This is a genomic window from Photobacterium panuliri, assembly GCF_059920555.1.
Map to the genome: position 1 here is coordinate 671,008 of NZ_CP197193.1, position 22,738 is coordinate 693,745.

The 22,738-nt window shown below is 44.7% G+C and carries 24 protein-coding genes; 8 read left to right on the forward strand and 16 right to left on the reverse strand.

All coding sequences use genetic code 11. The features are described from left to right. Positions 1-44: 44 nt before the first annotated feature. Positions 45-584, reverse strand: coding sequence for a hypothetical protein (locus tag ACSF8X_RS19245; RefSeq protein WP_500852040.1), 540 nt, complete (start codon positions 582-584; stop codon positions 45-47). Between the two features lie 1,403 nt (positions 585-1,987). Between ACSF8X_RS19245 and ACSF8X_RS19250 the strand changes: the two genes are divergently transcribed. The 4 genes from ACSF8X_RS19250 (at position 1,988) to ACSF8X_RS19265 (ending at position 5,185) form a co-directional block, all read left to right on the forward strand. Continuing rightward, positions 1,988-2,695, forward strand: a complete 708-nt coding sequence (locus ACSF8X_RS19250; RefSeq protein WP_500852041.1) for a class I SAM-dependent methyltransferase — start codon at positions 1,988-1,990, stop codon at positions 2,693-2,695. A 452-nt stretch (positions 2,696-3,147) separates the two neighbouring features. Then, complete coding sequence (rpoS, locus tag ACSF8X_RS19255; protein WP_047880578.1) at positions 3,148-4,023, forward strand: RNA polymerase sigma factor RpoS; 876 nt, start codon at positions 3,148-3,150, stop codon at positions 4,021-4,023. 241 nt (positions 4,024-4,264) lie between these two features. Then, positions 4,265-4,495 (forward strand): hypothetical protein, encoded by a 231-nt coding sequence (locus ACSF8X_RS19260; RefSeq protein ID WP_205626107.1) that lies wholly within the window; start codon positions 4,265-4,267, stop codon positions 4,493-4,495. Between the two features lie 150 nt (positions 4,496-4,645). Then, positions 4,646-5,185 carry a YceB family lipoprotein gene (locus ACSF8X_RS19265; protein WP_047880580.1) on the forward strand — a complete coding sequence of 180 codons (540 nt, stop codon included), beginning with the start codon at positions 4,646-4,648 and terminating at the stop codon, positions 5,183-5,185. Between the two features lie 40 nt (positions 5,186-5,225). Here the strand turns inward: ACSF8X_RS19265 and ACSF8X_RS19270 are convergent, their stop codons facing one another. Continuing rightward, complete coding sequence (locus ACSF8X_RS19270) at positions 5,226-5,525, reverse strand: hypothetical protein (RefSeq protein ID WP_047880581.1); 300 nt, start codon at positions 5,523-5,525, stop codon at positions 5,226-5,228. 300 nt (positions 5,526-5,825) lie between these two features. Then, positions 5,826-6,971 carry a chromate efflux transporter gene (chrA, locus tag ACSF8X_RS19275; RefSeq protein WP_047880582.1) on the reverse strand — a complete coding sequence of 382 codons (1,146 nt, stop codon included), beginning with the start codon at positions 6,969-6,971 and terminating at the stop codon, positions 5,826-5,828. 224 nt (positions 6,972-7,195) lie between these two features. On the opposite strand from chrA, the gene ACSF8X_RS19280 reads away from it, so the two are divergent. Both ACSF8X_RS19280 and ACSF8X_RS19285 read left to right on the forward strand, forming a co-directional pair. Then, positions 7,196-8,128, forward strand: coding sequence for a LysR family transcriptional regulator (locus tag ACSF8X_RS19280; RefSeq protein WP_047880583.1), 933 nt, complete (start codon positions 7,196-7,198; stop codon positions 8,126-8,128). Between the two features lie 112 nt (positions 8,129-8,240). Further along, the gene (locus tag ACSF8X_RS19285; protein ID WP_047880584.1) at positions 8,241-8,795 is read left to right on the forward strand and encodes an OmpA family protein; all 555 of its coding nucleotides are present in this window, start codon (positions 8,241-8,243) and stop codon (positions 8,793-8,795) included. 21 nt (positions 8,796-8,816) lie between these two features. On the opposite strand, the gene ACSF8X_RS19290 is transcribed toward ACSF8X_RS19285, so the two are convergent. Continuing rightward, entirely contained in the window at positions 8,817-9,929 is a 1,113-nt protein-coding gene (locus ACSF8X_RS19290; protein ID WP_500852042.1) for a 1-acyl-sn-glycerol-3-phosphate acyltransferase, read from the reverse strand. Between the two features lie 273 nt (positions 9,930-10,202). Between ACSF8X_RS19290 and ACSF8X_RS19295 the strand changes: the two genes are divergently transcribed. Continuing rightward, the gene (locus ACSF8X_RS19295; RefSeq protein ID WP_500852043.1) at positions 10,203-10,904 is read left to right on the forward strand and encodes a cupin domain-containing protein; all 702 of its coding nucleotides are present in this window, start codon (positions 10,203-10,205) and stop codon (positions 10,902-10,904) included. A 73-nt stretch (positions 10,905-10,977) separates the two neighbouring features. On the opposite strand, the gene ACSF8X_RS19300 is transcribed toward ACSF8X_RS19295, so the two are convergent. Together ACSF8X_RS19300 and ACSF8X_RS19305 are read right to left on the reverse strand one after the other, a co-directional pair. After that, positions 10,978-11,478 (reverse strand): hypothetical protein, encoded by a 501-nt coding sequence (locus ACSF8X_RS19300; RefSeq protein WP_500852044.1) that lies wholly within the window; start codon positions 11,476-11,478, stop codon positions 10,978-10,980. Between the two features lie 20 nt (positions 11,479-11,498). Continuing rightward, positions 11,499-12,023: a nicotinate-nicotinamide nucleotide adenylyltransferase gene (locus tag ACSF8X_RS19305; protein ID WP_500852045.1), complete on the reverse strand. Its 525-nt coding sequence runs from the start codon at positions 12,021-12,023 to the stop codon at positions 11,499-11,501. A gap of 181 nt (positions 12,024-12,204) precedes the next feature. On the opposite strand from ACSF8X_RS19305, the gene nadE reads away from it, so the two are divergent. Continuing rightward, the gene (nadE, locus tag ACSF8X_RS19310) at positions 12,205-13,041 is read left to right on the forward strand and encodes an NAD(+) synthase (RefSeq protein ID WP_047880588.1); all 837 of its coding nucleotides are present in this window, start codon (positions 12,205-12,207) and stop codon (positions 13,039-13,041) included. Positions 13,042-13,123: 82 nt separating this feature from the next. Here the strand turns inward: nadE and ACSF8X_RS19315 are convergent, their stop codons facing one another. The 10 genes from ACSF8X_RS19315 to ACSF8X_RS19360 form a co-directional block, all read right to left on the reverse strand. Beyond that, a complete protein-coding gene (locus ACSF8X_RS19315) occupies positions 13,124-13,642 on the reverse strand; it encodes a phosphohydrolase (RefSeq protein WP_500852046.1) in 519 nt (172 codons plus the stop codon). 193 nt (positions 13,643-13,835) lie between these two features. Then, a complete protein-coding gene (locus ACSF8X_RS19320; protein WP_047880590.1) occupies positions 13,836-14,021 on the reverse strand; it encodes a YoaH family protein in 186 nt (61 codons plus the stop codon). A 92-nt stretch (positions 14,022-14,113) separates the two neighbouring features. Continuing rightward, entirely contained in the window at positions 14,114-15,334 is a 1,221-nt protein-coding gene (locus ACSF8X_RS19325; protein WP_500852047.1) for an NnrS family protein, read from the reverse strand. Positions 15,335-15,591: 257 nt separating this feature from the next. Beyond that, complete coding sequence (locus tag ACSF8X_RS19330; RefSeq protein WP_500852048.1) at positions 15,592-16,437, reverse strand: DUF2861 family protein; 846 nt, start codon at positions 16,435-16,437, stop codon at positions 15,592-15,594. 31 nt (positions 16,438-16,468) lie between these two features. Beyond that, entirely contained in the window at positions 16,469-17,131 is a 663-nt protein-coding gene (locus ACSF8X_RS19335) for a response regulator transcription factor (RefSeq protein ID WP_047880592.1), read from the reverse strand. Beyond that, on the reverse strand, positions 17,106-18,545 hold the full coding sequence (vxrA, locus tag ACSF8X_RS19340) for a sensor histidine kinase VxrA (protein ID WP_047880593.1): 1,440 nt from the start codon (positions 18,543-18,545) through the stop codon (positions 17,106-17,108). The genes ACSF8X_RS19335 and vxrA overlap by 26 nt, the downstream gene beginning before the upstream one ends. A 177-nt stretch (positions 18,546-18,722) precedes the next feature. Then, the gene (gene pntB, locus ACSF8X_RS19345) at positions 18,723-20,120 is read right to left on the reverse strand and encodes a Re/Si-specific NAD(P)(+) transhydrogenase subunit beta (RefSeq protein WP_047880594.1); all 1,398 of its coding nucleotides are present in this window, start codon (positions 20,118-20,120) and stop codon (positions 18,723-18,725) included. A 12-nt stretch (positions 20,121-20,132) separates the two neighbouring features. Continuing rightward, positions 20,133-21,689, reverse strand: coding sequence for a Re/Si-specific NAD(P)(+) transhydrogenase subunit alpha (pntA, locus tag ACSF8X_RS19350; RefSeq protein WP_500852123.1), 1,557 nt, complete (start codon positions 21,687-21,689; stop codon positions 20,133-20,135). 425 nt (positions 21,690-22,114) lie between these two features. Beyond that, on the reverse strand, positions 22,115-22,396 hold the full coding sequence (locus ACSF8X_RS19355) for an HlyU family transcriptional regulator (protein WP_500852049.1): 282 nt from the start codon (positions 22,394-22,396) through the stop codon (positions 22,115-22,117). A gap of 158 nt (positions 22,397-22,554) precedes the next feature. Then, on the reverse strand, positions 22,555-22,737 hold the full coding sequence (locus tag ACSF8X_RS19360; RefSeq protein ID WP_047880597.1) for a hypothetical protein: 183 nt from the start codon (positions 22,735-22,737) through the stop codon (positions 22,555-22,557). Position 22,738: the final 1 nt, after the last annotated feature.

Genomic DNA, 22,738 nt, shown 5'->3' on the forward strand with positions numbered 1-22,738 from the left:
CTTAATTCCCATTTAAGTCCTTAAAAACACTTAGAACTTTCACTCTACTTTAATATGAAGATCGATTCCATCATCTCTTTCCCTTTTGGTAACCATTCATCTGCTAATTCGGTACTGGTAGTAAAATGAATTGTCAAAAAACGTTCATTTACCGATGCTCCATATACTATAAGATGTTGTGACATACGATTGCCTATTGTCGGAAGAATAAACTCCATGACAATAAATTCACGACCATTTTGCTCTATAACCTGATCTCTTATCCATTTTGATCCTGGCGGCATACCTTTGTGTACTTTCTTGGAAAGAGAACGATGTTGATAACGGAAGTACTTAGAGCTAATGGGTTCTTGCGTGTAGCTATACATCAGCATCACATCGCCTGATTCGTTGCTTAATACTTCATCAGGCCTTTGTGATTTCGAACCAAAATGAGCCTTAATTTGTTCATCGCTCATCTCTTTAAATTTATAGGGCGTCAACATTAATACTTTCCCGTCAAGCATCTCTACAGGCCCCAAATCGCTAGCTGATGACATCAAACTTAACATCGACAAAAATAAAGTAATCACTATTTTCTTCATATCATTCCTTGTGACGTTTCATTTCCCTATCGTTTGATACTTATCAGCAACTTTTCTTTGCAAACAATCATCTCACCATGGGTGACCTATTGCGCATATTTTCTGTTTGAATACTGTATATCTGTGATATGTGTGGAAGAAAAATAAATCCTTCATGATTTAGCCACGGACTTATGCGGTTACAACCGCATTTGCACTGTTGAGTATTTTCACATTGAATTTGTTTACGTAGGTTAGTCAGAACTAGCTCTAACGTTTGTTTTTGCGGCCTAGATTGGTTCTATTGTTATAAACACCATGTCAACAACTAGGTCGCTTTTTTTCATTCACATAGAACATTATCCATTCACTCAACAAAACGATTCCAGAAAATAAATTCGATTTTCTGCGGGCATGATTGGAAAAACACAGAGCTTCAAATAGATTTACTCAGCACAATCTATGCAGGTATTTTTCATCCTGAAATAGACTATGCCGAGAGCGTTCTAAGTCCTTCATCTGAATATCTTTGGTATATCGTTAATGGTATGTAGGTTGTTTTAGAATAGCACCACATAGACAAATCACGGTATCTCGTTCATCCAATACTAAGTACTCATCGCACTGATTACATACTGGGCATGGCTCGTCGTCTAATTTTTTCTCTTCGATCATATCTACCTCTTCATGATGTTTCGTCATGAGAATGTTGTAGCAAGTGGATCATAAGAAAACTTCCACTTTTGACACAAATTAGGTCTAGGTCTCAAATTAAATTATTTGTATCAGTAATTTCAACATCAATAACCTGAGTCATGTCGCGCTATTATCAATAATAAAACTTTATTAAAAAGGTAAAAAAAACCAAGCTGTTACGGTAATATTTGGTAAAGTAAACTCTCTTTGCCAACAAATTTTTGAGATGATTTCATGATTAGACATGAAATATATAGATGCGCTCTCGATATAGTTTATACCAATAGCTTCACTGCTGATAATTAGCTGTGAACCACTTCTAAAAAATCAAGTAAACCCAATGGATAACCAAATTACACATCGATACTTTGGTACTGATTCTGTAACAATAAAAAAGAAAATAATCGAATAAAAAGAAGGTGTCTTATGCGCACATCACTCTTATTAATCATCTTATCTTTGTTAATATCACCGATATCATGGGGTGCAAGTGTAAAACAGTATAAACGTCAGTATGCCCATTTGCCCTGTGATACCTACGTTCAAATGATGAGTGATATACAGTCTAAATACGACGTATCTTCGAAACACCAACAGAAAAAAATGCGAAAAAAATCTGAGGCTATTGCGCAACTAAGAGAGAAAAAGAAATGCTCAAGAGCGTATTACCACTAGGCTGCTTGAGTATATAATACTGCGCATCTATAGATAGATTGCGGACTTTTAAAATGAACAGCAAAATGTATGGTGAACACGCATCAAGTTACGATGAAGCAATAGCAGACAATATCTACAATGCACACATAGATCGCCCTACTCTACAATCCATGCTGGATGATATTTCAGGCAAGCACGTTCTTGATTTAGGCTGTGGTTCAGGGCCTTACACTCAATACCTATTCGAGAAAGGTGCAGCAAAAGTAACTGCCGTCGATACATCTCCTGCTATGCTCGAAATCTTAAAACAACGCGTGCAAAACCCAGCATTATTAAATGCATATCAGCAAGATTTATCACTCGGCTTACCGCAAGAGTCAAATGCCAGCTATGATTTCGCAATTTGTCCACTGACTCTTCATTATCTTCATGATATTGAATCATTTTTTAAAGAAGTTAGTCGTGTTCTTAAGCCTAGTGGCTATTTGGTTTTTTCTACTCACCACCCATGGCTTGATTTTGAAGATTCACCCACGGGTGACTACTATGCAACAGAATTGATCCATCAGAGTTGGGATACTATTGGTGTTCCAGTTGAAGTGAGTTTCTATCGCCGTTCGCTAACAGATATATCGCAGTCTCTTTTACACGCGGGCTTTCATATTGCTCTAATAAAAGAAGGAGAAGTTGCAGAGAGTGTTAAAGATAAAGACCTTGAGCGCTATCTGCAATTGAAGAAACAGCCCATCTTCCTTTTCATCAAAGCCATAAAATTTTAGCATCTTTGTCACACAAAACCTTCCAAGCCATATAACCATTGGGCATATGGCTTGCTCTACCCCTCGTTTTTTTGTCGTATGTAACAAAATATATCTATAAATTCATGTCAAAAAAGTGACACATCGACTTTATTCTAGATAATAATTATCGAGCAAAGTCACATTTTTTCAGTGAAAATAGTCCATCTTTATAGACAGCTTGTACTGATAATAGTAACAACTACAGTAATTTCAGCCGATCTATATCAATATTTCAGAATTTTCACCCGCTCAAATATAACATTTCATAGATATCAACTTTGTCAAAGGTTCATTTCAAGAGATTATCGTTTTTATCCTAAATTTGATAATTCCGTAATGGTATATGCAACACGATCGTGATAGTGTGATTGTGTAACATAAATATACAAAAGAACAACATTTGCTTGGTGTTATCAATTAGGGGTAAAGATATGGATATCAAATCGCACGAAGTACATGGTTTTGATGCTGATGTCATTCATCTGTATCTTCAAGAAATTGCGCACAAACCACTGCTTACCAAACACGAAGAAATATTCTACAGTCGTAAAAGCCTACGTGGCGATGAGATTGCTAAAGCAAAAATGATCGAAAGTAATTTACGACTCGTTGTTAGCATCGCAAAAAAATATCGCAGTAGCGGTATGCTACTCAGCGACCTTATCGATGAAGGCAATATCGGATTAATTACCGCAGTAGAGAAATTTGACCCTGAGCGTGGATTCCGTTTTTCGACCTACGCAACATGGTGGATCAAACAGACTATAGAACGTGCTATTCATAATCAGGCACGTACAATCCGACTCCCTGTTCATGTGTCCAAAGAAATAAATACGATATTACGAACACATAAACAACTACAAAAGCATAATAATCAAGAGCCTACTCACGAAGAAGTAGCAGAGAAACTTGATCGTAGTGTCGATGAGATTTCAAGTGTACTTGCCTATGATGCTCCTGTCGTTTCTATCGATCAGCAGATCAGTGATAACTCAAACTCGCAGACTATGTCTGCATTCATTGCCGATAATGATAGCAATGAACCCGACAATGAACTGAATCGAGCTGATATCAGCCGACTGGCTGTATCAATGCTCGAAACACTCAATGCGCGTGATCGTGAAATTCTGTGTCGTCGCTTTGGTCTCATGGGTTATGAAGCACAAACGCTTCAGCAAGTTGCCGATGAAGTCGGCCTCACACGAGAACGTATTCGTCAGCTACAAGTAAGCTCACTGAAGAAACTTAAGAATGTACTAAGTCGTGAAAATTACAATATTGAAGTCCTATTTGCTGAAACCGCTTAACCAAGCGATACGCAATACAAAAAAAGCACCGTCTGGTGCTTTTTTTGTTCCCATATAACAACCCAGCCAGATCCAATCTCTTGTATCAAAAAAATAATGGCCTCTCTCATCAATATCTGAAGTAAATAAGAATTTACTCTTTCACCCTAGCCATAGAGTTCTTCGCAAACAGCATAGTTCAATTCGTACCCATGCATAATAAATCTATATAGTCTTAACACTATTCACAAAATGGATAAATATGATGAAAAAACGCTATTGGCTTGTCACTATGATGGTTACCATTCTACTTGTCCCAAACTTTGCTGAAGCGAACAAGATAAAAAAACGCAAACAACAATGCGTCAAAACAAAAGAAAAAATAGAAAAAATCCAGAAAAAAATGCGTGGTGGCTACAGCTTAAAAAAAGGTCGAAAATACCAAGATAAATTGCATGAACTCTACAAAGATGAATTCAAATACTGCTTGTAGTCCCTAGCGAGGCTGACGTGAAATAAGTGATGCCCATTCTGATTGATACTGCATCAAAATATTTGTCTCAATCATGAACCAAACATCGATTCTGAAATCAAAGATACTCTATTAACAAACCCTGAAATAGAGTGATTTTTCGTGAAGAAGATGTCTCGTATCCTAACTACCCTAATTATTCCAGTCTTACTTTGCTCATGCGCTAGTTACAGCGTCACGGAAGGAGATATCCAAAGCTATCTTGATAAAAAAACAAAAGTTGAGCGCACAGTAGGTATCAAGGGAGTTGCCTATGCCAATATCAAATTCAATGATATAACGGTTGGTATAGGCCGCGTATCAGCTGATCGAATCAACTTAGATGCGAAATCAAAGGCTAAAGTAACCATCTACAACCAGCCTAGCCAAGAGCTTGCCCTGAACGTGAATTTCAGCGCCATCCCGTACTATGATAAGGACGAAGGCGCGATCTTCCTAAAAAACTTGGAAGTCGAAAATCTTGATATCCAACCTAACAACTTAAACGTACCGACAAAAGCACTACTCAGCCCTATTGTTGAAATGGTCGGCCAGTTCCTGCTTACACGTCCTGTTTATCGTCTAAACGAGGACGATTTCAAACAAGCCGCATTAAAGACAGCACGACCTGAGCTTTTGATCAAGAATCACACGCTGGTCGTTCAAATGTAGCCGTATCGCAATGCGAGGGGGCTCTTGTATCCCCCTTCGCTTAATCGGCTACACTTTGTGATTGCTCAAGAAAATTTGTGCCGGCCGCTTCGTCAATTATATGTATCGCCTTCTCTGCTTCAAAAGCCTTGCGCATCGCTCCTGCAGCCAGGTCTTTAACCATATGCTCCTGCGCACTCACAAAGACAACAATAAATAACATCATGCTGATTACGGCAGTAAAAATGAGCGCAAGAGTACGGCGGAAAAGCCGCTTTTCAGCCTGCTGAAGCTCATACTGAACGATCTCTATAACGTCATAGTTCGTTAAGTTAGGACGAACTTTCTTTTTAAAGTCCATGGCATCTTATATTGAATGGAATATGCTATAACTCTACCCCTCCTGACTTAACTCTACCTTAACCACGTTGTTAAGCCGTAACAAATAGTCATATTATTCAGCAAGATACGAGCAATCGTTTGCACCTAAACTAGCCTATTCTTATATTTTTGAATGAATTAGATATCTATAATCAATCATAAAGTTATAGTGCATTAGATACCAATGCGTTATCTCCTAAAGAAGGATATCGAGGTGATATCAAAGATATAAAAAAATGCGGCACTTAGCCGCATTTCAACCGATAAATCAGTAACAAAACTAAATAACAACACGATAAGCAATAAAGAACATAATCAACAGCCATACTGGCGTATTACGGTATTTCAACAAATAGAAGCCAACAATAACAGCGAGAACATCCCAGACTGTTCCAATTGCACTGATCATTACCGGTTTTACCAGTGCACTGGCTAACAAGCCTACGACAGATGCGTTCACCAACATCACGGCTGATTTTAACTTCTCGTGACTAAACAGCGCACTCCATGCCGGTAAAAAAGCAAACAACAACAATGCCCCCGGCAAGAAAACCCCAATGGTTGCAACTAGACTGCCAAGCACGGGTGAATCGGTAATCGCCGATGCCCCAAGATAACTTGCCATTGTAAACATCGGACCTGGTACCAACTGCGCCGATGCATAAGCACTCAAAAATGTATCGGGTGTCACCATCCCCTCTAGCATAGGCTCAAGCAACGGCAATACCACATGCCCGCCCCCGAAAACAAAGCTACCCGCTTGATAAAATACATTAAACAAAGTCAGGAATTCGTTTTGACTGCCTATAAGAGGCAAAACCAACAAAAGAAGACCAAACGCCGTAAATAAGAAAATGTTAGGTCGAATCGGTTCAGCGTTAGCAACCGCCCTCGACTCCGTACGTCGAAACGACAGAAGAAAACCAACCAACGCAGCAACGAGGATCGGCAGAATCTGCCCGAGCAGCCCCGTACTAAAGAAAACCCATACCCCCGTTAGCCCTGCTGCCGATATAGTTAGCACACTAGTCAGGTTTTTCTTTGCCATTCCCCACAATGCATCCGCGACAACCACAACAGCCAATAGCTTTGCCGCCTGGATAACGGTATCGATAATAGCCACATCGTTGTAATGCTGATTACCAATAGCTAGAAATGTAAGCAATAGGAACGAGGGAAATGTGAATCCGACAAATGCCGCCATTGCACCGATATAACCGGCTTTTTTATAACCTATATACATACCTAGCTGGCTACTCGCAGGACCGGGTAAAAACTGACATAGGGCAACAGCTTGGTTGAAATCAGTATCCGTTAGCCACTTCTTGTTTTGAACAAACTCCCTCTGAAAATAACCAATATGGGCAGCAGGTCCGCCAAAACTGTAAAGACCTAATGTAAAAAATTGCCACAATACGTTAAGCATAAAATAAAACCTCCAAATGAGGATTTCATCATAATCCCGACAGCAAAATTAATAAAATCGTTGGTTTTAATGCTTAATATCGATTAAATTAATACTTGTAGTATCCCATCATCTCTTGCTTTCCTTGATATGACACGAGAAGAAGACCCACAATCCTGCATCAGGAGGTAACACTGCAATAATCAATGGTATAATCTTGCGGTCATCAAAGATTGGTTATTCTTATGCTTGAAAATCTGCAACAGATGGTTATCTTGGCCACCGTTGGTCATGAACAGAACTTCACCCGTGCCGCAGAGCGCCTTGGTATTTCTAAATCTCAAGTCAGTAAACAAATTCGTTATTTGGAAGAACGATTAGGTTGCCAGCTGGTTCAACGTAGCACCCGAGCCGTTGCGCTAACTGATATCGGCTTACAATATGCCGAATACGGCCAGCAGTTGCTTGATACCGTCAATGAGGCGGAAGCCTTAGTGGCAGGTTACCGCAATGAAATCAAAGGGGTACTTCGAGTTGGTATTGCGCAGTCATTTGGCAATCACCATATCACATCCGCTTTGGCTGATTTTCAAAAGCAATACCCTGGGCTTGAATTGGAAGTGAGCTTATTCGACCATCGCCCTAACCTCCTCGAAGAAGGCTTTGATTGCTGGATTGCAATTCACGAACACCCACCCGAAGGCATGGTTGCGCGTCGCTTGTCGAATTGTCATTTCGTTGTGGTTGCATCGCCGGCATATATTGCCGCTAACGGAGCCCCGCAGGTACCGGGCGATCTCCGTCAGCACAACTGCATTACCTACCAAAGCCGAGAGCGCAAATATATCAATTGGGAGTTTACCCGAGACGGGGTGCATCAATCGGTACGCGCTCGCGGAAACTATCGTATCGATAACGCGCCAGCCGTTCTTGATGCAGCTAAATCAGGTTTAGGCGTTGCCTATTTGGCTACATATCTCATGACGGACGAACTGAATACAGGACAATTAGTGCAGTTGCTGCCTGAATGGAAAGCAGATGTCGAATTGCCGATCTATGCCGTCTACCCTCGGCGAAAATACTTGGCTCCTAAAGTTCGTTCGTTTATCGACTTTATGTCAGAGCGAATGGCACAGCCTCCTTATCGCCCGTATACCCCTGAGGTTATCGCGCCTTAAGTGCTAAAACCGGCTTTACCCTCGGCGTCCATCTCAATACTGCAGTTGTTATCGCGACCAGATCAACTAAACCTATAAGATGACAGTGTAACGCGCATAGGCGGTAACCGGTATGTCTGGGCTTCGATTAGGTCGGTGGATTAAACATTTTGCCGCCGTTAGTGTCATTGTAATACTAACGGCGTGCAGCAATGACAACAACAGTGACAACGTCACAACAGATCCCCCTTCACTCCAGCAACCTTCGTCGGAAACAGTTAAAGACAGCAACATACCCGATGCCAAAGTGATGCTCACAGAAGTAACGGAGATGAGCACAACACTCTATTTCGAGCCTAACAATTTCGAACTTGACTCCAGTACTCAGTTACTTATCGATCCCATTGCGGTTAGCCTTCGGCAACACCCCGACAGACACGTGATCATTGTTGGTCATGGTGATGATTTCGCGGATGAAGATGACAATATTGCGATTTCTTACGAACGGGCGTTCAGCGTCGCAATTTACATAGCGTCAGTATTTGGGATTGATGAAGAACGGATCCAAGTCGTTTCTGCTGGCAGCAGTGAGCCTATGGAAGGAAATGGGCAGAACAGACGAGTAGATGTGATCTCACCAAAGGCCATTGTGAGGACACTAAGCCCCCACAATGAACCTAAATTTTAAAGGCAAAGCCTTCTCAAAACACTATAGGTTAAGCTTTTTACGCGCTGGTAGTGCGTACATTTGCTTGAGAATATCAGCGACGCCTAGTGGCAAACCTGCCAGTTTATCGGCAAAGCGTTGCTTCTCATCTTCAGTGACTGATTCATCTTCAAGATCAGCGGCAACATAATTGACCGGAAACAATTTATAGTTTGCGGTGATCTGGCGATCAATCTCTTCAGCCAACGCATCAGGTGTCGCGAATCCAGGCTGAATCACATCACCAAAGCTGACATGGATACGCCGCTTATGGCCGACGATCCCTTGGATGATGCTTTCGATATCTTCAAATTCACCTTTTTCATAACTACCCTGCGATTGCTTTTGATACAACTCTTTGGCTTTCGCCAAATCACACGGGTCATTCTCATAAGAAATGGCCACAGGCACGATATTCAATTCAGCCATATAATCGCCAAATTCAACTTTACGCTTGCGACCTTCCACATGAAACATTTTTAGAATGGCTGGATCTGTTTTGTCATTGCCGTCTTTGGCCCGCCCTTCTTTCTGGGCAATCCAAATCGAGTTACCCGTTTCCAGTGAATGGCGAATGTAGCTAGAAAGCAAAGACAATGCCTTAAGCATTTCACGCGGAGCCTTAACAGAGCGCTTTACGATAAAGCTCTTATTAAGCCTCATCAGCTCTGTTGCACACGGCTTTTTCAATAAGTTATCACCGATTGCAATACGAACCGTCTCAAAACCGTTATTGAACAAACACCAGTTAACCATCGCGGGATCCATCGCAATATCACGGTGGTTAGAAACAAAAAGGTAAGATTTGGCCGGATCTAGCTTCTCAAGCCCACTATAGGTAACACCATCGCATGAATGGTTGATTGTTCCATGCATATACTTGGCAACTTGACGCTGAACATCAGCGACAGAATTAACGTTTGACCATTTACGAATCAAGAAATGCTTAATGAGAGGAGTCAACAACCAACCAAACGCACCTGAGAGTTGCGGAAAGCGATAGTTCAGAATTGCATTGATAAATTCTTTGTCATTAACCAGACGCTTAATCGCCCCATTGACTTCATCGTCATTGTAAGGGCGAATTTCTTTATAAATATCGTTATCAGCTTGCACAATTATGCTTCATCATATGGAAAAACCGTGCCATTTTACGCACTTTATTCCTATTACCCAACGTAAAAGCCCACATAAAAGACATGGTTGGAGGTCTTACCAGATCAATTCAAGGCATGAGCCTGTACTCTACCTGATATAAGCTATGAAATCTGCTGCAGCAACACCGTTTCTACTCAAAAAAACAGCAATTTTTCGGTTTAGGTCTTCTGTTAGTTGACCCATACTGCAAAACAGAAGAATATGTCGCCGCTACTTCGAAAGAGAATCACTATGAAACAGGCTATCGACTTTTCCCATATTCAACAGACATTTCTTGACGTTGGTTCACGACGCAAGAGCCAATGCTCATACATGCTGCTCGTTACCAAGGGCTGTGCATTTATTCGTTTAGGCAAAAACGAATTTGCAGTAAAAGCAGGCGGCGGTTTCTATATTCCTTTCGATTGCCTCCACGCCGTTACCGTGCTGCCAGACTCGGAATACTATAAAGTTTCTTTTTCTGCCCGTTTACTTGCAGCAGCCAACCACCAGCCGCAACTTTGCCGAGATGCAGGTTACTTCAATGCGACGCCGCTAATCACTGCTGTATGTAGTGAACTGGCAACATTAGCTCGCAAAGGCAATGAACTCGCAATGGCTGGAAAAAACGGCAACTTACTACGTGTACTTGCCGATCAGATCTACGGTATGAAAGTACATACAAAATCCACCAGCCCAGGCCTTGCCAAACACGATGAGGAAAAGCTGGCGAAACTACTCTCCGGTGACACCATCACAGATATTGACTCGGTATGTGAATACCTAGGATTCACTCACAATGAGCTGGTTTCATGTCTACTTATGCGAGAAGCTATCAAGCTATCACGCTCAGGCCGCAAGGCTGGGCAAATTGCACAAAGCCTTAATACTCCCGTTGAGCTCCTCTCAGCGATGGCTGAGCCAATTCTTGGCAAACCACTAAGCCAAGCCTAGGCCCTTTTATTAGATAGTAAAAAGTATTAGATAGTAAAAAGCGACGCTAAATAGCGTCGCTTTTTGTATTCCTCTATTGGAATGGTATTTCGACCTGAAGATAAATATCGTCAAGGTCTCTATCTTCATGCCAACGGTAGTCAAATCGAAAACGTGGTGATACGCCGTCATCCCCACCGAACCCAAGGCTCATTTGTAACCCGTAGCTCTTCAGCCACTCTTTGGCATCATCGATATCTTCAATGCTGAGTGCCTGATCTGCATAACGGGAAGGTTGCCAAAATCCTAAACCATAAAAACTAGAGCTGTTTTGAGAATGTAAAACCGGTGAGTTGTTCTCACCTACCCAGCCCTGCCAAAACCGACCATCGTTATATTGATCAGCCTTCCAATCAATATAACTATCTTGTCTCAGTCGCGACGAATCAGACGCTGAATAATGATCAGTTGCATCAATCTTTTGCGCCGAACAAACAACCGAACTTTCTTTTTCTGGCAAATCTAAACATGACGAAGCAAATGCTGATGTAGCCCCAAACGTCATGCCGACTATAAGCAATGACACCAATAACACGTTTCACCTTACAATGATCCCTAAGACGTTTGATATAACGCCTTATTCATAATTAACTTAGCCACTTTTGGCGTCGTTAAATGTGAGATATCACAACTATTGACAATTGCATCTCGAATAGCGGTCGACCGAATCGGAACCGTTTCCGGACACGCTAGCACCTGCCAGCGTTTCATTATCTCATCTGACCGATAAAACTTGCTAAAATTCAGAAAATTATCAGGACCAACAATAAAAGTGAGATTTGCATTAGGCATTTTCCGTTGCAGGTTATCTAGCACCGCATAAGTCGTCACCGGATCATTACCATTGGCAATCTTCTGCTCAATCCGCGACAAGGTCACATTATTGAGCTGAGAATCCTCGATAAAAGCCGCCACCAGCTCACAGCGAACGTCATAATCAAGCATCTTTTTTCCCCAAGCATGCGTATAACTAGGCAGGAGAAGCACTTGATCAAAATGAGTCAGTCTTTCAAGCACCGAAAGGTGCCCCAAACTGGGTGGATTGAATGCGCTACCAAATACAGCAACTGATGCAGTCATAACTGGTATGTCCCTTTTTTATTCTGATTTTATGCTATTTCAACTTTATTTCTGAAAGAAGATTGATCCCTAGCAAGAGTTATCGCATGATTTTGCCAAAGGTTTAATGCATTTCATTGAAATTATGCTTTAAACAACGCTATATGGTTACAATTTGGGCATGCCCGGAGGATGCAACATTATGGAACAGCTTATTCGCGAGGAAATGCGCGTATTGCCAACAATTGACGTTGATTTTGAGATTGAGCGACGTATCGCGTTCATTCAAAAGAAACTCAAGCAATCTGGATGCAAATCGCTGGTGCTGGGTATTAGTGGTGGTGTTGACTCAACAACTTGTGGTCGTCTCGCCCAACTCGCCGTACAGGACCTCAATAGCAAAGAAGATACCGAAGCCTATCAGTTCATTGCCGTTCGTCTGCCTTATGGCGAGCAGCAGGATGAAGATGAAGCGCAGCAGGCTCTCGCCTTTATTCAGCCAAGCCACTCAGTAAGCGTCAATATCAAAGATGGCGTCGATGGCCTACATGCCAGTACGCTAGATGCGCTTGATGGGACAGGACTTATCCCTCAGAACGAAGCAACCGTGGATTTCGTCAAAGGCAACGTCAAAGCGCGTGCCCGTATGATTGCCCAATACGAAATTGCAGGGCTTGTTGGCGCCCTAGTACTGGGTACGGACCATTCTGCAGAGAATATCACCGGCTTCTATACCAAATTCGGTGATGGCGCATGTGATCTTGCGCCGCTGTTTGGTCTAAACAAACGTCAGGTGCGTCAAATTGCCGCTAAGCTGGGCGCTCCTGAGCTATTAGTCAAGAAAGTACCTACCGCCGATTTAGAAGAGTTAGCGCCGCAGAAGGCCGATGAGGACGCGCTACAGGTAAGTTATGATCAGATCGATGACTTCCTCGAAGGCAAGCCCGTTGAACAGCATGTAACGGATCGCCTAGTGGGTATCTACAAGGCTACCCAGCACAAACGCAAGCCTATTCCGACTATTTATGATGAAGCGTAATAAGCGCTGAATACCACTCTTAACAAAAAAGGGCTCTCGCAGCCCTTTTTTATTATTGCTAGCATCAACTTTCACTAAGAGCTTACCAAGAAGATCGTGTACGCTCTATTAAGGTATCAAGCTCCCACCAAATCGCCTCACACAATCCTTTGCGATATACCGCCGCTTTGAAAGCCGGATGTTCAGCTTGATACTGTTGGTAATAGGCTTCTGGACTGGTCAGGCTTGCCCGTACATTGGCAAGCCGGTCGCACGATTTGACTATCAACGCAAGTCGTGCGGCTTCTTCATTGATATCCAGATTAGCTAACCGCTGGTTCACTTGCGATTTGCGCTTAGCCCGATCCGCCAACTTGCCATCAGAGATATAACTAATGGCATCGGCAATAACAAAACCGAAATCAGCGACCAACTCATCAACCGATGTTTCTGTATCCTCAAGAACGTCATGAAGCTGTGCCACTATCATAGCATCGGTACCAAAAGGGCTTGCCAACCGGGAAACAGCCTCAAGGTGGACGTAATACGGCACATCACCATACATTTGGCGACCATGCTTTGCCCGTGCCAAGGTACGAGCCTTTAGGTAACGGTTATTCATCCTTCCCCCTACCAGATGGAAAACAACCATATCATCCTTAAGATATGGAACTACAAAATTCTATTTCAGCATATTGAATTCTACTGGAATTGTATGAAACTTATGCGATTTAACACACGAAAAATAAAAAAGGCACCGCGTAGGTGCCTTTAAATTCGGTAAGCTACCGAAAATCCAACAAACAAAAAGCCTATTATTCTTCTGCGTCGTCTTCAGCTGCTGCTTGTTGCTGCGTTTTTTGCGCTTCTGCTTCACGAATCGCGTTCGCGACCATCATGATAGCCTCGCCACTACTAATACCCTGCGCCATTAGTTCGTGGATCTTTTCAGCGGCTTCTTGCTGCTGCGCGTGTGTCAACGTAGGTGAATTACCAAACATAATGGTTCAACTCGAAAAAAACGGGCTCACAGTGTAGGTAGTTTACGCTATCTTGTCACCCGTTAATTTTTTAACCTAACCCTATCCTTTCCCTACCCCGGGCGGCCATCAACACGCGGTTGCGTCAGTACCGGATAGTAAACATAACTAAATACCCCATAGGCTGACGCCCATAGCAATGCAGACACCCCGTAACCGGCTATTCTCATCTCTGGCATCATGACAATAAACAAGGTTCGAGCCAAAAGCGCCATAACCAGTGCCCAAAACGCCATAACCATCACAGGCCCGACTTTCAGCTCCCGCCCCGTATGTCCTAACGATACCCGAGCAATCATCGCCAATACCATCCCGCCAATGCCACCTACCGTCAGTACATGCAACGCAATACTGTACTCTACCGCCCCACCAGCAAAGTAGACAGCAAACATGAACAAGCCGATCACCATTGCCAAATAAGCAATATGAAGCAGCCACAGCAAAGGCACACGACAAGTAGACAAGCTACGCCAACGGGCAAAGCGTACCAAATGCAGCATTGCCGTGACCACCAACAACACCGGCAATAGCTGCCTCTCCATGCTGTGCTGCCAACCACCGGCAAAAGGCACCAGCAGTAAAGCGAGCAACACCAACCAGCTGCTCACCAGCGACGATACCTCGATCCACTTAACTCGCGTAATTTGCTCGCTCTGGGTTCCCCGCCATGTAAAGAACGGAATAACCCTTCCCCCAACAATCAATACAACCAAACTGATTGCCATCACCGCAACCAATGCAATACTCCGAGTCGAGACTGTCAGCCAACCAAGCACCTGCATATGGAACATGGCGTTCACCCCAGTCAGTAGCAATAACATAGGAACGAAGAAAAGGTTGTTCCACTGACGTCGCAATACAATGGGCTTACCGAGGCAATATGCGGCTAACGGCATCCACAGCAAATCAAATGCCATCCATACCCAATGCGGACTGGCGATCATCATCGCTATGCGCGCCACCAGCCAACAGGCGAAAATACCGGCCAGCTGCCATCCCCTGACACCCGTTGCCCCTGTCCAGTTCTGTACTGCGGTAAGCAAAAAACCAATAATAATGGCCCCAGTGAAACCAAACAGCATTTCATGGCTATGCCACCATATAGGATTACCGTACATCCACTGAGATGCTTGGGTATAACCCAGCCAGAACAGCCCCCACAACCCCATAGAGACAACCGTAAGCATGCTTGCCGCCAGAAAGAAAGGACGAAAGCCAAGACGAAACAGCGGCACGATACGCTGCTCTTTCTCCTGATCTAAAATCTGCATCATATTTTGCTTCCTCATACTGCCTGCTACAACTCAAATACCCAGCATGGCAATACGTCTACTTTAAAGATGCATTAATAATACACCTTTAAAGGTGCAATTGAAATACAACTTATGTTGTTTATCTCTTGTGGTCTCTCTATAGCGCTGACTTAGTAATAGCATGGCACTAACACCATGTTGCAGAGGGCAAAAACTAAAAAAGGCCCTTAATGGGCCTTCATGTTCTATAGCTATCTTCTTAGAAAATCGACAACGAGTTACTTGAAACTGTCACCGGTATGATCAACAGGTCGGGTAATACTCTGGATATCCAGAACCGATAGCTCTCCTTGCCAGCGACTCTCTATGATTCCGACACTGAGCCAATAGCGACCATCTGGCAAGTCCACCTCTGGCAAGCTCGTCGGCAATCTGCCATCTACGTTTTCGGTCCATAGCGGCGTCCAGGAGGTATCATTAAGATCGTATATATTCATCGACAATATCGGTGTCGGGCAAGCCTTGTCAGGAAGACCATTTTTCTCTATCCGCCATGTACGGCTATCTATCCAGTTGATCCACTGCTTGCGCTTGGGCGGAGACAAGATAACCCACTCCTTGAATTCCTCTCCGTCCCCGGTATTAATGATCAATTGGTACAAGCCTGCACTGCTGGCTTTTTCCAACCGCTTAGTCTCAATAGAGAAGTAATCCCCAGAGAGTCTACCCGGCGAGGCCGACAGTACCTTCTCCTGCGGCCAACGGATAAAATCAATATGTTTGATTTGCTTTGACGCTGTTCCCGTAATAGCCAGCTTAGGCAAAACCTGAGATTGATTTTGGATCATCTCGCGCTGAACGGTAAGTGACTTCAACCAGGCCGGAAAACGCGTGGCATCCAGACTACGCCCACAATCCTCGGTCACGGCCAAGTTAAGCAATGCGTTGAGATTGGCTTCTTGCTCTTCAGTCGGCTTTCCTTGCCAAGCCTGTATCATTGCATCGAAACTCTCGGCACTACTCCCTTCAAGCAATTTCTGATGGGCAACCGTCAATACATCTTGTTGTGGAAACCATGCTGCCTGAACACTCGGTACACACAACACCGAGTTCAACAGCAGCATGGAGAAAACAACCGGTATCCTTGGCATGTGACTACGCAGACTTCATGCGGTAGCCGACACCGCGTAAGGTTTCAATCTCAATACCAGAGAGCTTCTGGCGCAATTGCAGTATATGGGTATCTACCGTTCGGGTTGTTGGGTAATGGTTATAACCCCATACCTGATCAAGCAACTCGTCACGGGTAAACACCCGACCGGCATGTTTGGCCAAAAACACCAACAGTTCAAATTCAGTGCGGGTCAGTACCACGCTCTCATCACCATTGCGAACTTCGCGACTATCTAGATCAATCTGTATACCGCCGACCTTGACGATATTCGCAGCGACTTTCTCTGGCGCACCGTCACGCAGATGCAAACGCACGCGCGCCAATAGCTCTTCCTCGGCAAACGGTTTGGTCAGGTAGTCTTTTGCCCCTGACTCCAACCCCGTGACCTTGTCTGAAATAGACACCATAGCCGTCAACAGAATAACGGGAACGTGCTTAATATCCAGCCATTGGCTCAGGTAGCTAAGGGAATCCCCCTCCGGAAGCTGGCGGTCAAGAATCACCAGATCGGCACCAGACCAAAGATCTGCAACTTTGCTTGCGCAGTCTGCGTAAAGGCAATGGTAGCCAGCTTCTTTTAAACTTTCGAGTAAACCATCAGCGAGGTTACGATCATCTTCAACCAGAAGCAGAGTCTGATTCACAAGGTATCTCCAATATAAACGTTGTCGGCGGGCCAACTAGCTTCATTCGCCCACCCATTCTTCGGATCATCGATTCGACGATTGTAAGTCCAAGCCCCAAGCCTTTTTCACTCACAAAGGGCTTTCTTAATCTTGCCCAGTCTTTATGACTGAGCGGTCCATTATCTGAAACTCTTACAATCAATTTTCCAGAATCGAACGATGAGGTTAATTTTACCGGCTTCACGCCGTACTTATGGGCATTCGATAACAAGTTATCAATACAGGTGCCCAACCAATATACATTGACATCAACAGGACGATCTTGAGCCAGCTCTAATGTCACTTCATAAGGCTCGCTGAGGTATTCCACCCACTCATTGAACGATTCGACATGCGAAACGCTGAGTTCCTGTTGATTTGCCTGCAAATAATCCTTACTGGCCTCGGCAAGTTGCCGCAAGCGCCGGGAATCTTCTGTCAGGCGTCTGAATTCATCATATAGACTTTCTGGCAATGCATCAAAATGTCGTCGGAATCCCTCTACTGTCATAGCCAAGCTGGCTATCGGTGTACGCAGTTCATGTGTCAGGATTTGCAGTACCAACATCCGCTCTTGCATCGCCCTACGGCGAATACGCCAACGATAGAACCCCCATCCCACCAGCAAACCAATATTGACGACCAACAATCCTACCAGCAGGTAGGATGTCAGGTGTGATTGGTCTTCCTCGGCCCAGCAAATATTGCCACTTTTAAGAATACAAAAACCATCGTGTTTCAGGCGGGTAAAGTTCACATCGAACTTACCCATTGCCTGTGACCACACGGGCTGATCATAAATATGGTACTCATTGCCATTGCGTATCCAAAGCTCGCCGTTAGAGACAAACGCTTCGGCACCGGCAATGTATACCGCTACCTCATCGGGGCTCATCCTCTGCAAGCGTCCCAATGCCGTATTGGTCGGTGCCAGTTCGCGCTCCTGAACATGCAGGAAACGAGCGAGTTGTTGTTCCATATCAGGATGTACCGCCAAATAACGGGCCGCATAGCTCCCGCCACCGGGGTGAATGTAACCCGCACGGGCAAACCAACCGACAGGCAGCACCGTGTTGTTACACAATGCACGAGTAAACACGAGAGGCTGTGTCAACAATGGGGTGACCGGCCAAGGCCCCTTGCAGGTCAGTGACCCCTGATAAAGACGGCGCAATGACTTGAGCGGGTATTTAGCCGACTGCGGCAACAGCGTTGTCGGTATCAGCAAAGGCGTGGGGAATTGGCTTTGAAGCTGGCGGAAATCATACGTCGCTACCGGTTCGCTCGCCAAAAGCTCGGCACGAACCGCACTCAAACGCTCGGGCAAATTTTCAGCCCACGCTGGCTGCAGCCCCGACAGAAGCAGCGATAGGAATAGGACGTATTTTTTCATGGCGCCAGTGTATCACCCAATATCCTTACATTGTCATGAAATTGTCATTCGAGTGAAGATAAAGTGAGCAAGAAACCTCTTCGTGTCATAGTTTTCCCCTATTGATAAATATAAAAAAACAGCCAGCAGGTTATCCTACTGGCTGTTCAACTTTTGCCGCTATTTATCGATGTGGATCTAGTCCAAATGCTCCAGAATACTCAAGCAGCTATCTTTGGCATCACCAAATAGCATCTGAGAGTTCTCTTTGAAGAACAACGGGTTCTGAACGCCTGCATAACCGGTGTTCATTGAACGCTTGAACACGATAACGTGCTTGGCGTTCCACACTTCCAGAACAGGCATCCCTGCGATAGGGCTATTCGGGTCATCCAACGCCGCTGGGTTTACGGTATCGTTAGCACCAATAACCAGCACCACATCAGTTTCGGAGAAATCGTCATTGATTTCGTCCATTTCCAATACGATATCGTAAGGTACCTTGGCTTCTGCCAACAAGACATTCATGTGACCTGGCAGACGGCCGGCAACTGGGTGAATACCAAAACGCACATTCACACCTTTCTTACGCAGCTTGTCGGTAATTTCATGAACTGGGTACTGAGCCTGGGCAACTGCCATGCCGTATCCCGGGGTAATAATCACCGAGCGGGCGTCTTTTAGCATTTCCGCCACTTCTTCTGCTGAGGCTTCCTGATGCTCGCCCTGCTCCTCGTCGCTAGAGATAACAACTTCCTGACCGAAGCCACCAGCAATCACACTAACAAACGAGCGGTTCATCGCCTTACACATAATGTAAGACAGGATCGCACCTGACGAACCAACCAGTGCGCCAGTAACAATCAACAGATCGTTTGCCAGCATGAAACCCGCTGCTGCCGCTGCCCAACCCGAGTATGAGTTCAGCATAGACACGACAACCGGCATATCCGCACCGCCGATGGAAGCCACCAAGTGATAACCGAACGCAAAAGCAATCAGCGTCATGACAATCAGCGCGAACATACTGCCGTCAGCCTTGACGAAGTAGATCATAAGAAGCGCAGACACAACAACGGCCGCCAAGTTCATTTTGTGCTTATGGGGCAGGTTCAGCGGTGATGAAGAGATCACACCACGCAGTTTGCCAAATGCCACGATAGAACCGGTAAAAGTAACCGCACCGATGAAGACACCAAGGAATACCTCCACCATGTGGATAACGTGTTCAGCATGGATACCGGCAAGATCTGTCGACACGGGTGCAGGTGGCTCAAGATAGCTGTTATAACCAACCAGTACCGCAGCCATACCCACAAAGCTGTGAAGGATAGCTACCAGTTCCGGCATTTCGGTCATTTCTACTTTCTTCGCGTAGTGGATACCAATACCACCACCGATCACCATCGCGATGATGACCCACGCAAAACCCTCGGCACTCGGACTGAAGATTGTCGCAATAAGCGCAATCGCCATACCCGCAATACCGTAGTAGTTACCGTTTCTCGCTGATTCTTGTTTAGACAGTCCCGCGAGACTTAAGATGAAAAATAACGCAGCAACAATGTATGCCGCTTGTACTAATCCTGCAGACATGAGTTACTCCTATTATTTATCTTTGCGGAACATTTCGAGCATACGCTTGGTAACTGTAAAGCCACCGAAGATATTTATGCTCGCAATGAGTACAGCAACAAAAGATAAGGCAGTAACGACACCGTTACCCTGGCCTATTTGCAGGAGTGCACCCACGACGATAATGCCTGAGATTGCGTTTGTCACAGACATCAGTGGTGTATGCAAAGCGTGTGTTACGTTCCATACAACGTAGTAACCTACCACACATGCCAAAACAAATACCGTGAAGTGAGAAAGGAACGCAGCCGGTGCCACAGAGGCAATCCAGCCAAACGCAGCCACACCCGCCGCCATCAGACCGTATTTCTTGGCCGGAGAGGCAGGGACTTCTTCTTTCTTGGCAGGAGCTTCAACCGCAGGCGCAGCTTGAGCTGGGGCAGCAGATACCTTGATCGGTGGAGCTGGCCATGTTACCTCGCCCTCTTTGATCACTGTCAGACCGCGCAATACTTCATCATCGAAATCGATATTAATATTACCGTCTTTCTCTTTGCACAGCAGTTTGGTCAGGTTGACGAGGTTGGTTCCATAGAGCTGGGAAGACTGAGTAGGTAGACGACCAACCATATCGGTATAACCGATAATCTTGACACCGTTCTCCGTCAAAACAACTTTGTCAGCCTCGGTGTAAGCACAGTTACCACCATTGGCAGCGGCCAGATCAACAATGACACTACCCGCCTTCATGCTGTCGACCATTTCTTTGGTGATCAGCTTCGGTGCTGGACGCCCTGGGATCAGAGCCGTGGTGATAATGATATCAACATCTTTGGCCTGCTCAGCATAAAGACGCTCAGCAGCTTTGTTGAATTCGTCTGACATCTCTTTGGCGTAGCCATCGCCAGTGCTTGTATCTTCCTTGAAATCAACTTCAAGGAACTCAGCACCCATTGACTCTACCTGCTCTTTTACTTCAGGTCGTACGTCAAAGGCCCGAACAATCGCACCAAGGCTACCTGCCGCACCGATTGCAGCCAAACCAGCAACACCAGCACCAGCTACCATTACCTTGGCTGGTGGCACTTTACCCGCCGCGGTGATCTGGCCGGTGAAGAAACGGCCGAACTCATGGGCTGCTTCGACAACGGCACGGTAACCCGCGATATTTGCCATCGAGCTTAGTGCATCTAGCGCCTGAGCACGAGAAATACGTGGCACTGAGTCCATCGCCATGACGTTAATATTCTTGGTAGAGAGCTTTTCAAGCAAGTCTGCATTTTGTGCAGGCCAGATGAAGCTCACTAGACTCGCCCCTTCTTTGATCAGGTCGAACTCATCAACGCCGGTTTCCTCATTGACCTGCGGTGCATTAACTTTAAAAATCAGATCAGACGCCCACACTTCTTCCGTTGATACCACAGTGGCACCAGCAGCTTCATAAGCGGCATCATCAAAACTGGCAAGCAGACCCGCATTGCGCTCAACCGCAACACTGAAGCCCATTTTTAACAACTGCTCTACCGTTTTCGGCGTTGCAGCTACTCGCGTCTCGTTAGCGAGTATTTCTCGAGGTACACCAATTTGCATCATTATTCCCTAAATTTTGGCAAATAAGTAACAATTTTTTATCCAACCAGACGCGTAATATCAAGCCTTTTGTAGGAAAAATACAAAATAATTCTATTCGCGCTCTGTTATTCACAGCAAATGTTGCCAGCTAACTGTAAATAAATAACGTTTCAAACGCCTGATCAGAGGTCAAACCACAAAGAGAATTAACAACCTATGCATAAAAACATGCACAAATCACTAATATTTATATTCTGTCCTTATAAACAACCAAAAACAGTGATCTAATTAGATAAACGAACGTTTGAATCACAAGGAATGACAATATTGATGGGGAATGCTGCGTTGGGGATGTGGCCATTTCAGTTTCCATCATCATTCCTTGACGATGTGATCATCCCAAGTATCAAGTATGACTTGGGAGACCATGCTCAATGTAGCGGTTATCGGAACATGCTGTCGCCGTTCTGATCGATGAACATTTTAGCTTTGTTAATCATGAAAGTTTCGGCATCCTGCTTCGAACCCATCAGATCCGAACGAATGAAAACATGGGTCTTCAGTTCACCGTCCAATTGCTTGCAAATACGTCCGGCTATACGGTATTGCCCGCCTTCTGACTTAGGCTCTGGGTATATCAAATAACCTTCGTACTCGATAGCCTCTACATTCGCGATTTCCGGTTCAGATTTTACAAAACCAAAGAGCTTTGAGAAAAATCCCACAATGGCATCTCCAATCAATCATCTATATCGCGTACATCATGCCATATTCACAGGAAAGTAAACTACCCTTAACGACGCATTTTGTTTTGTGACTCTTTTCAATGCAAAAAACGCCGACCAAGGCCAGCGTCTTTGTATGTTGCTTAGGTTCAGCGGAATTAGCGATAGACGCCGATATCCTTTTGCAAATGGACCGGTAGATCCTTAACGTCACAATATGATGGGGTTTTCTTTACGCTGAACAAAATATCCAATGCGTGAGCAATCAGTCCTTTGACGCTAACTGCATAGGCTTTTTTATCCATAACAACTGGTGTGTCAAAATTCATTGCCTGTGCCATG

What these genes read in the sequence shown, in the direction of transcription:
- ACSF8X_RS19245 (WP_500852040.1), bottom strand. Translation starts at nt 584, where the DNA reads ATGAAGAAAATAGTGATTACTTTATTTTTGTCGATGTTAAGTTTGATG.
- ACSF8X_RS19250 (WP_500852041.1), top strand. Translation starts at nt 1,988, where the DNA reads ATGAACAGCAAAATGTATGGTGAACACGCATCAAGTTACGATGAAGCA.
- rpoS (WP_047880578.1), top strand. Translation starts at nt 3,148, where the DNA reads ATGGATATCAAATCGCACGAAGTACATGGTTTTGATGCTGATGTCATT.
- ACSF8X_RS19260 (WP_205626107.1), top strand. Translation starts at nt 4,265, where the DNA reads ATGATGAAAAAACGCTATTGGCTTGTCACTATGATGGTTACCATTCTA.
- ACSF8X_RS19265 (WP_047880580.1), top strand. Translation starts at nt 4,646, where the DNA reads ATGTCTCGTATCCTAACTACCCTAATTATTCCAGTCTTACTTTGCTCA.
- ACSF8X_RS19270 (WP_047880581.1), bottom strand. Translation starts at nt 5,525, where the DNA reads ATGGACTTTAAAAAGAAAGTTCGTCCTAACTTAACGAACTATGACGTT.
- chrA (WP_047880582.1), bottom strand. Translation starts at nt 6,971, where the DNA reads ATGCTTAACGTATTGTGGCAATTTTTTACATTAGGTCTTTACAGTTTT.
- ACSF8X_RS19280 (WP_047880583.1), top strand. Translation starts at nt 7,196, where the DNA reads ATGCTTGAAAATCTGCAACAGATGGTTATCTTGGCCACCGTTGGTCAT.
- ACSF8X_RS19285 (WP_047880584.1), top strand. Translation starts at nt 8,241, where the DNA reads ATGTCTGGGCTTCGATTAGGTCGGTGGATTAAACATTTTGCCGCCGTT.
- ACSF8X_RS19295 (WP_500852043.1), top strand. Translation starts at nt 10,203, where the DNA reads ATGAAACAGGCTATCGACTTTTCCCATATTCAACAGACATTTCTTGAC.
- ACSF8X_RS19305 (WP_500852045.1), bottom strand. Translation starts at nt 12,023, where the DNA reads ATGACTGCATCAGTTGCTGTATTTGGTAGCGCATTCAATCCACCCAGT.
- nadE (WP_047880588.1), top strand. Translation starts at nt 12,205, where the DNA reads ATGGAACAGCTTATTCGCGAGGAAATGCGCGTATTGCCAACAATTGAC.
- ACSF8X_RS19315 (WP_500852046.1), bottom strand. Translation starts at nt 13,642, where the DNA reads ATGAATAACCGTTACCTAAAGGCTCGTACCTTGGCACGGGCAAAGCAT.
- ACSF8X_RS19320 (WP_047880590.1), bottom strand. Translation starts at nt 14,021, where the DNA reads ATGTTTGGTAATTCACCTACGTTGACACACGCGCAGCAGCAAGAAGCC.
- ACSF8X_RS19325 (WP_500852047.1), bottom strand. Translation starts at nt 15,334, where the DNA reads ATGATGCAGATTTTAGATCAGGAGAAAGAGCAGCGTATCGTGCCGCTG.
- ACSF8X_RS19330 (WP_500852048.1), bottom strand. Translation starts at nt 16,437, where the DNA reads ATGCTGCTGTTGAACTCGGTGTTGTGTGTACCGAGTGTTCAGGCAGCA.
- vxrA (WP_047880593.1), bottom strand. Translation starts at nt 18,545, where the DNA reads ATGAAAAAATACGTCCTATTCCTATCGCTGCTTCTGTCGGGGCTGCAG.
- pntB (WP_047880594.1), bottom strand. Translation starts at nt 20,120, where the DNA reads ATGTCTGCAGGATTAGTACAAGCGGCATACATTGTTGCTGCGTTATTT.
- pntA (WP_500852123.1), bottom strand. Translation starts at nt 21,689, where the DNA reads ATGCAAATTGGTGTACCTCGAGAAATACTCGCTAACGAGACGCGAGTA.
- ACSF8X_RS19360 (WP_047880597.1), bottom strand. Translation starts at nt 22,737, where the DNA reads ATGGCACAGGCAATGAATTTTGACACACCAGTTGTTATGGATAAAAAA.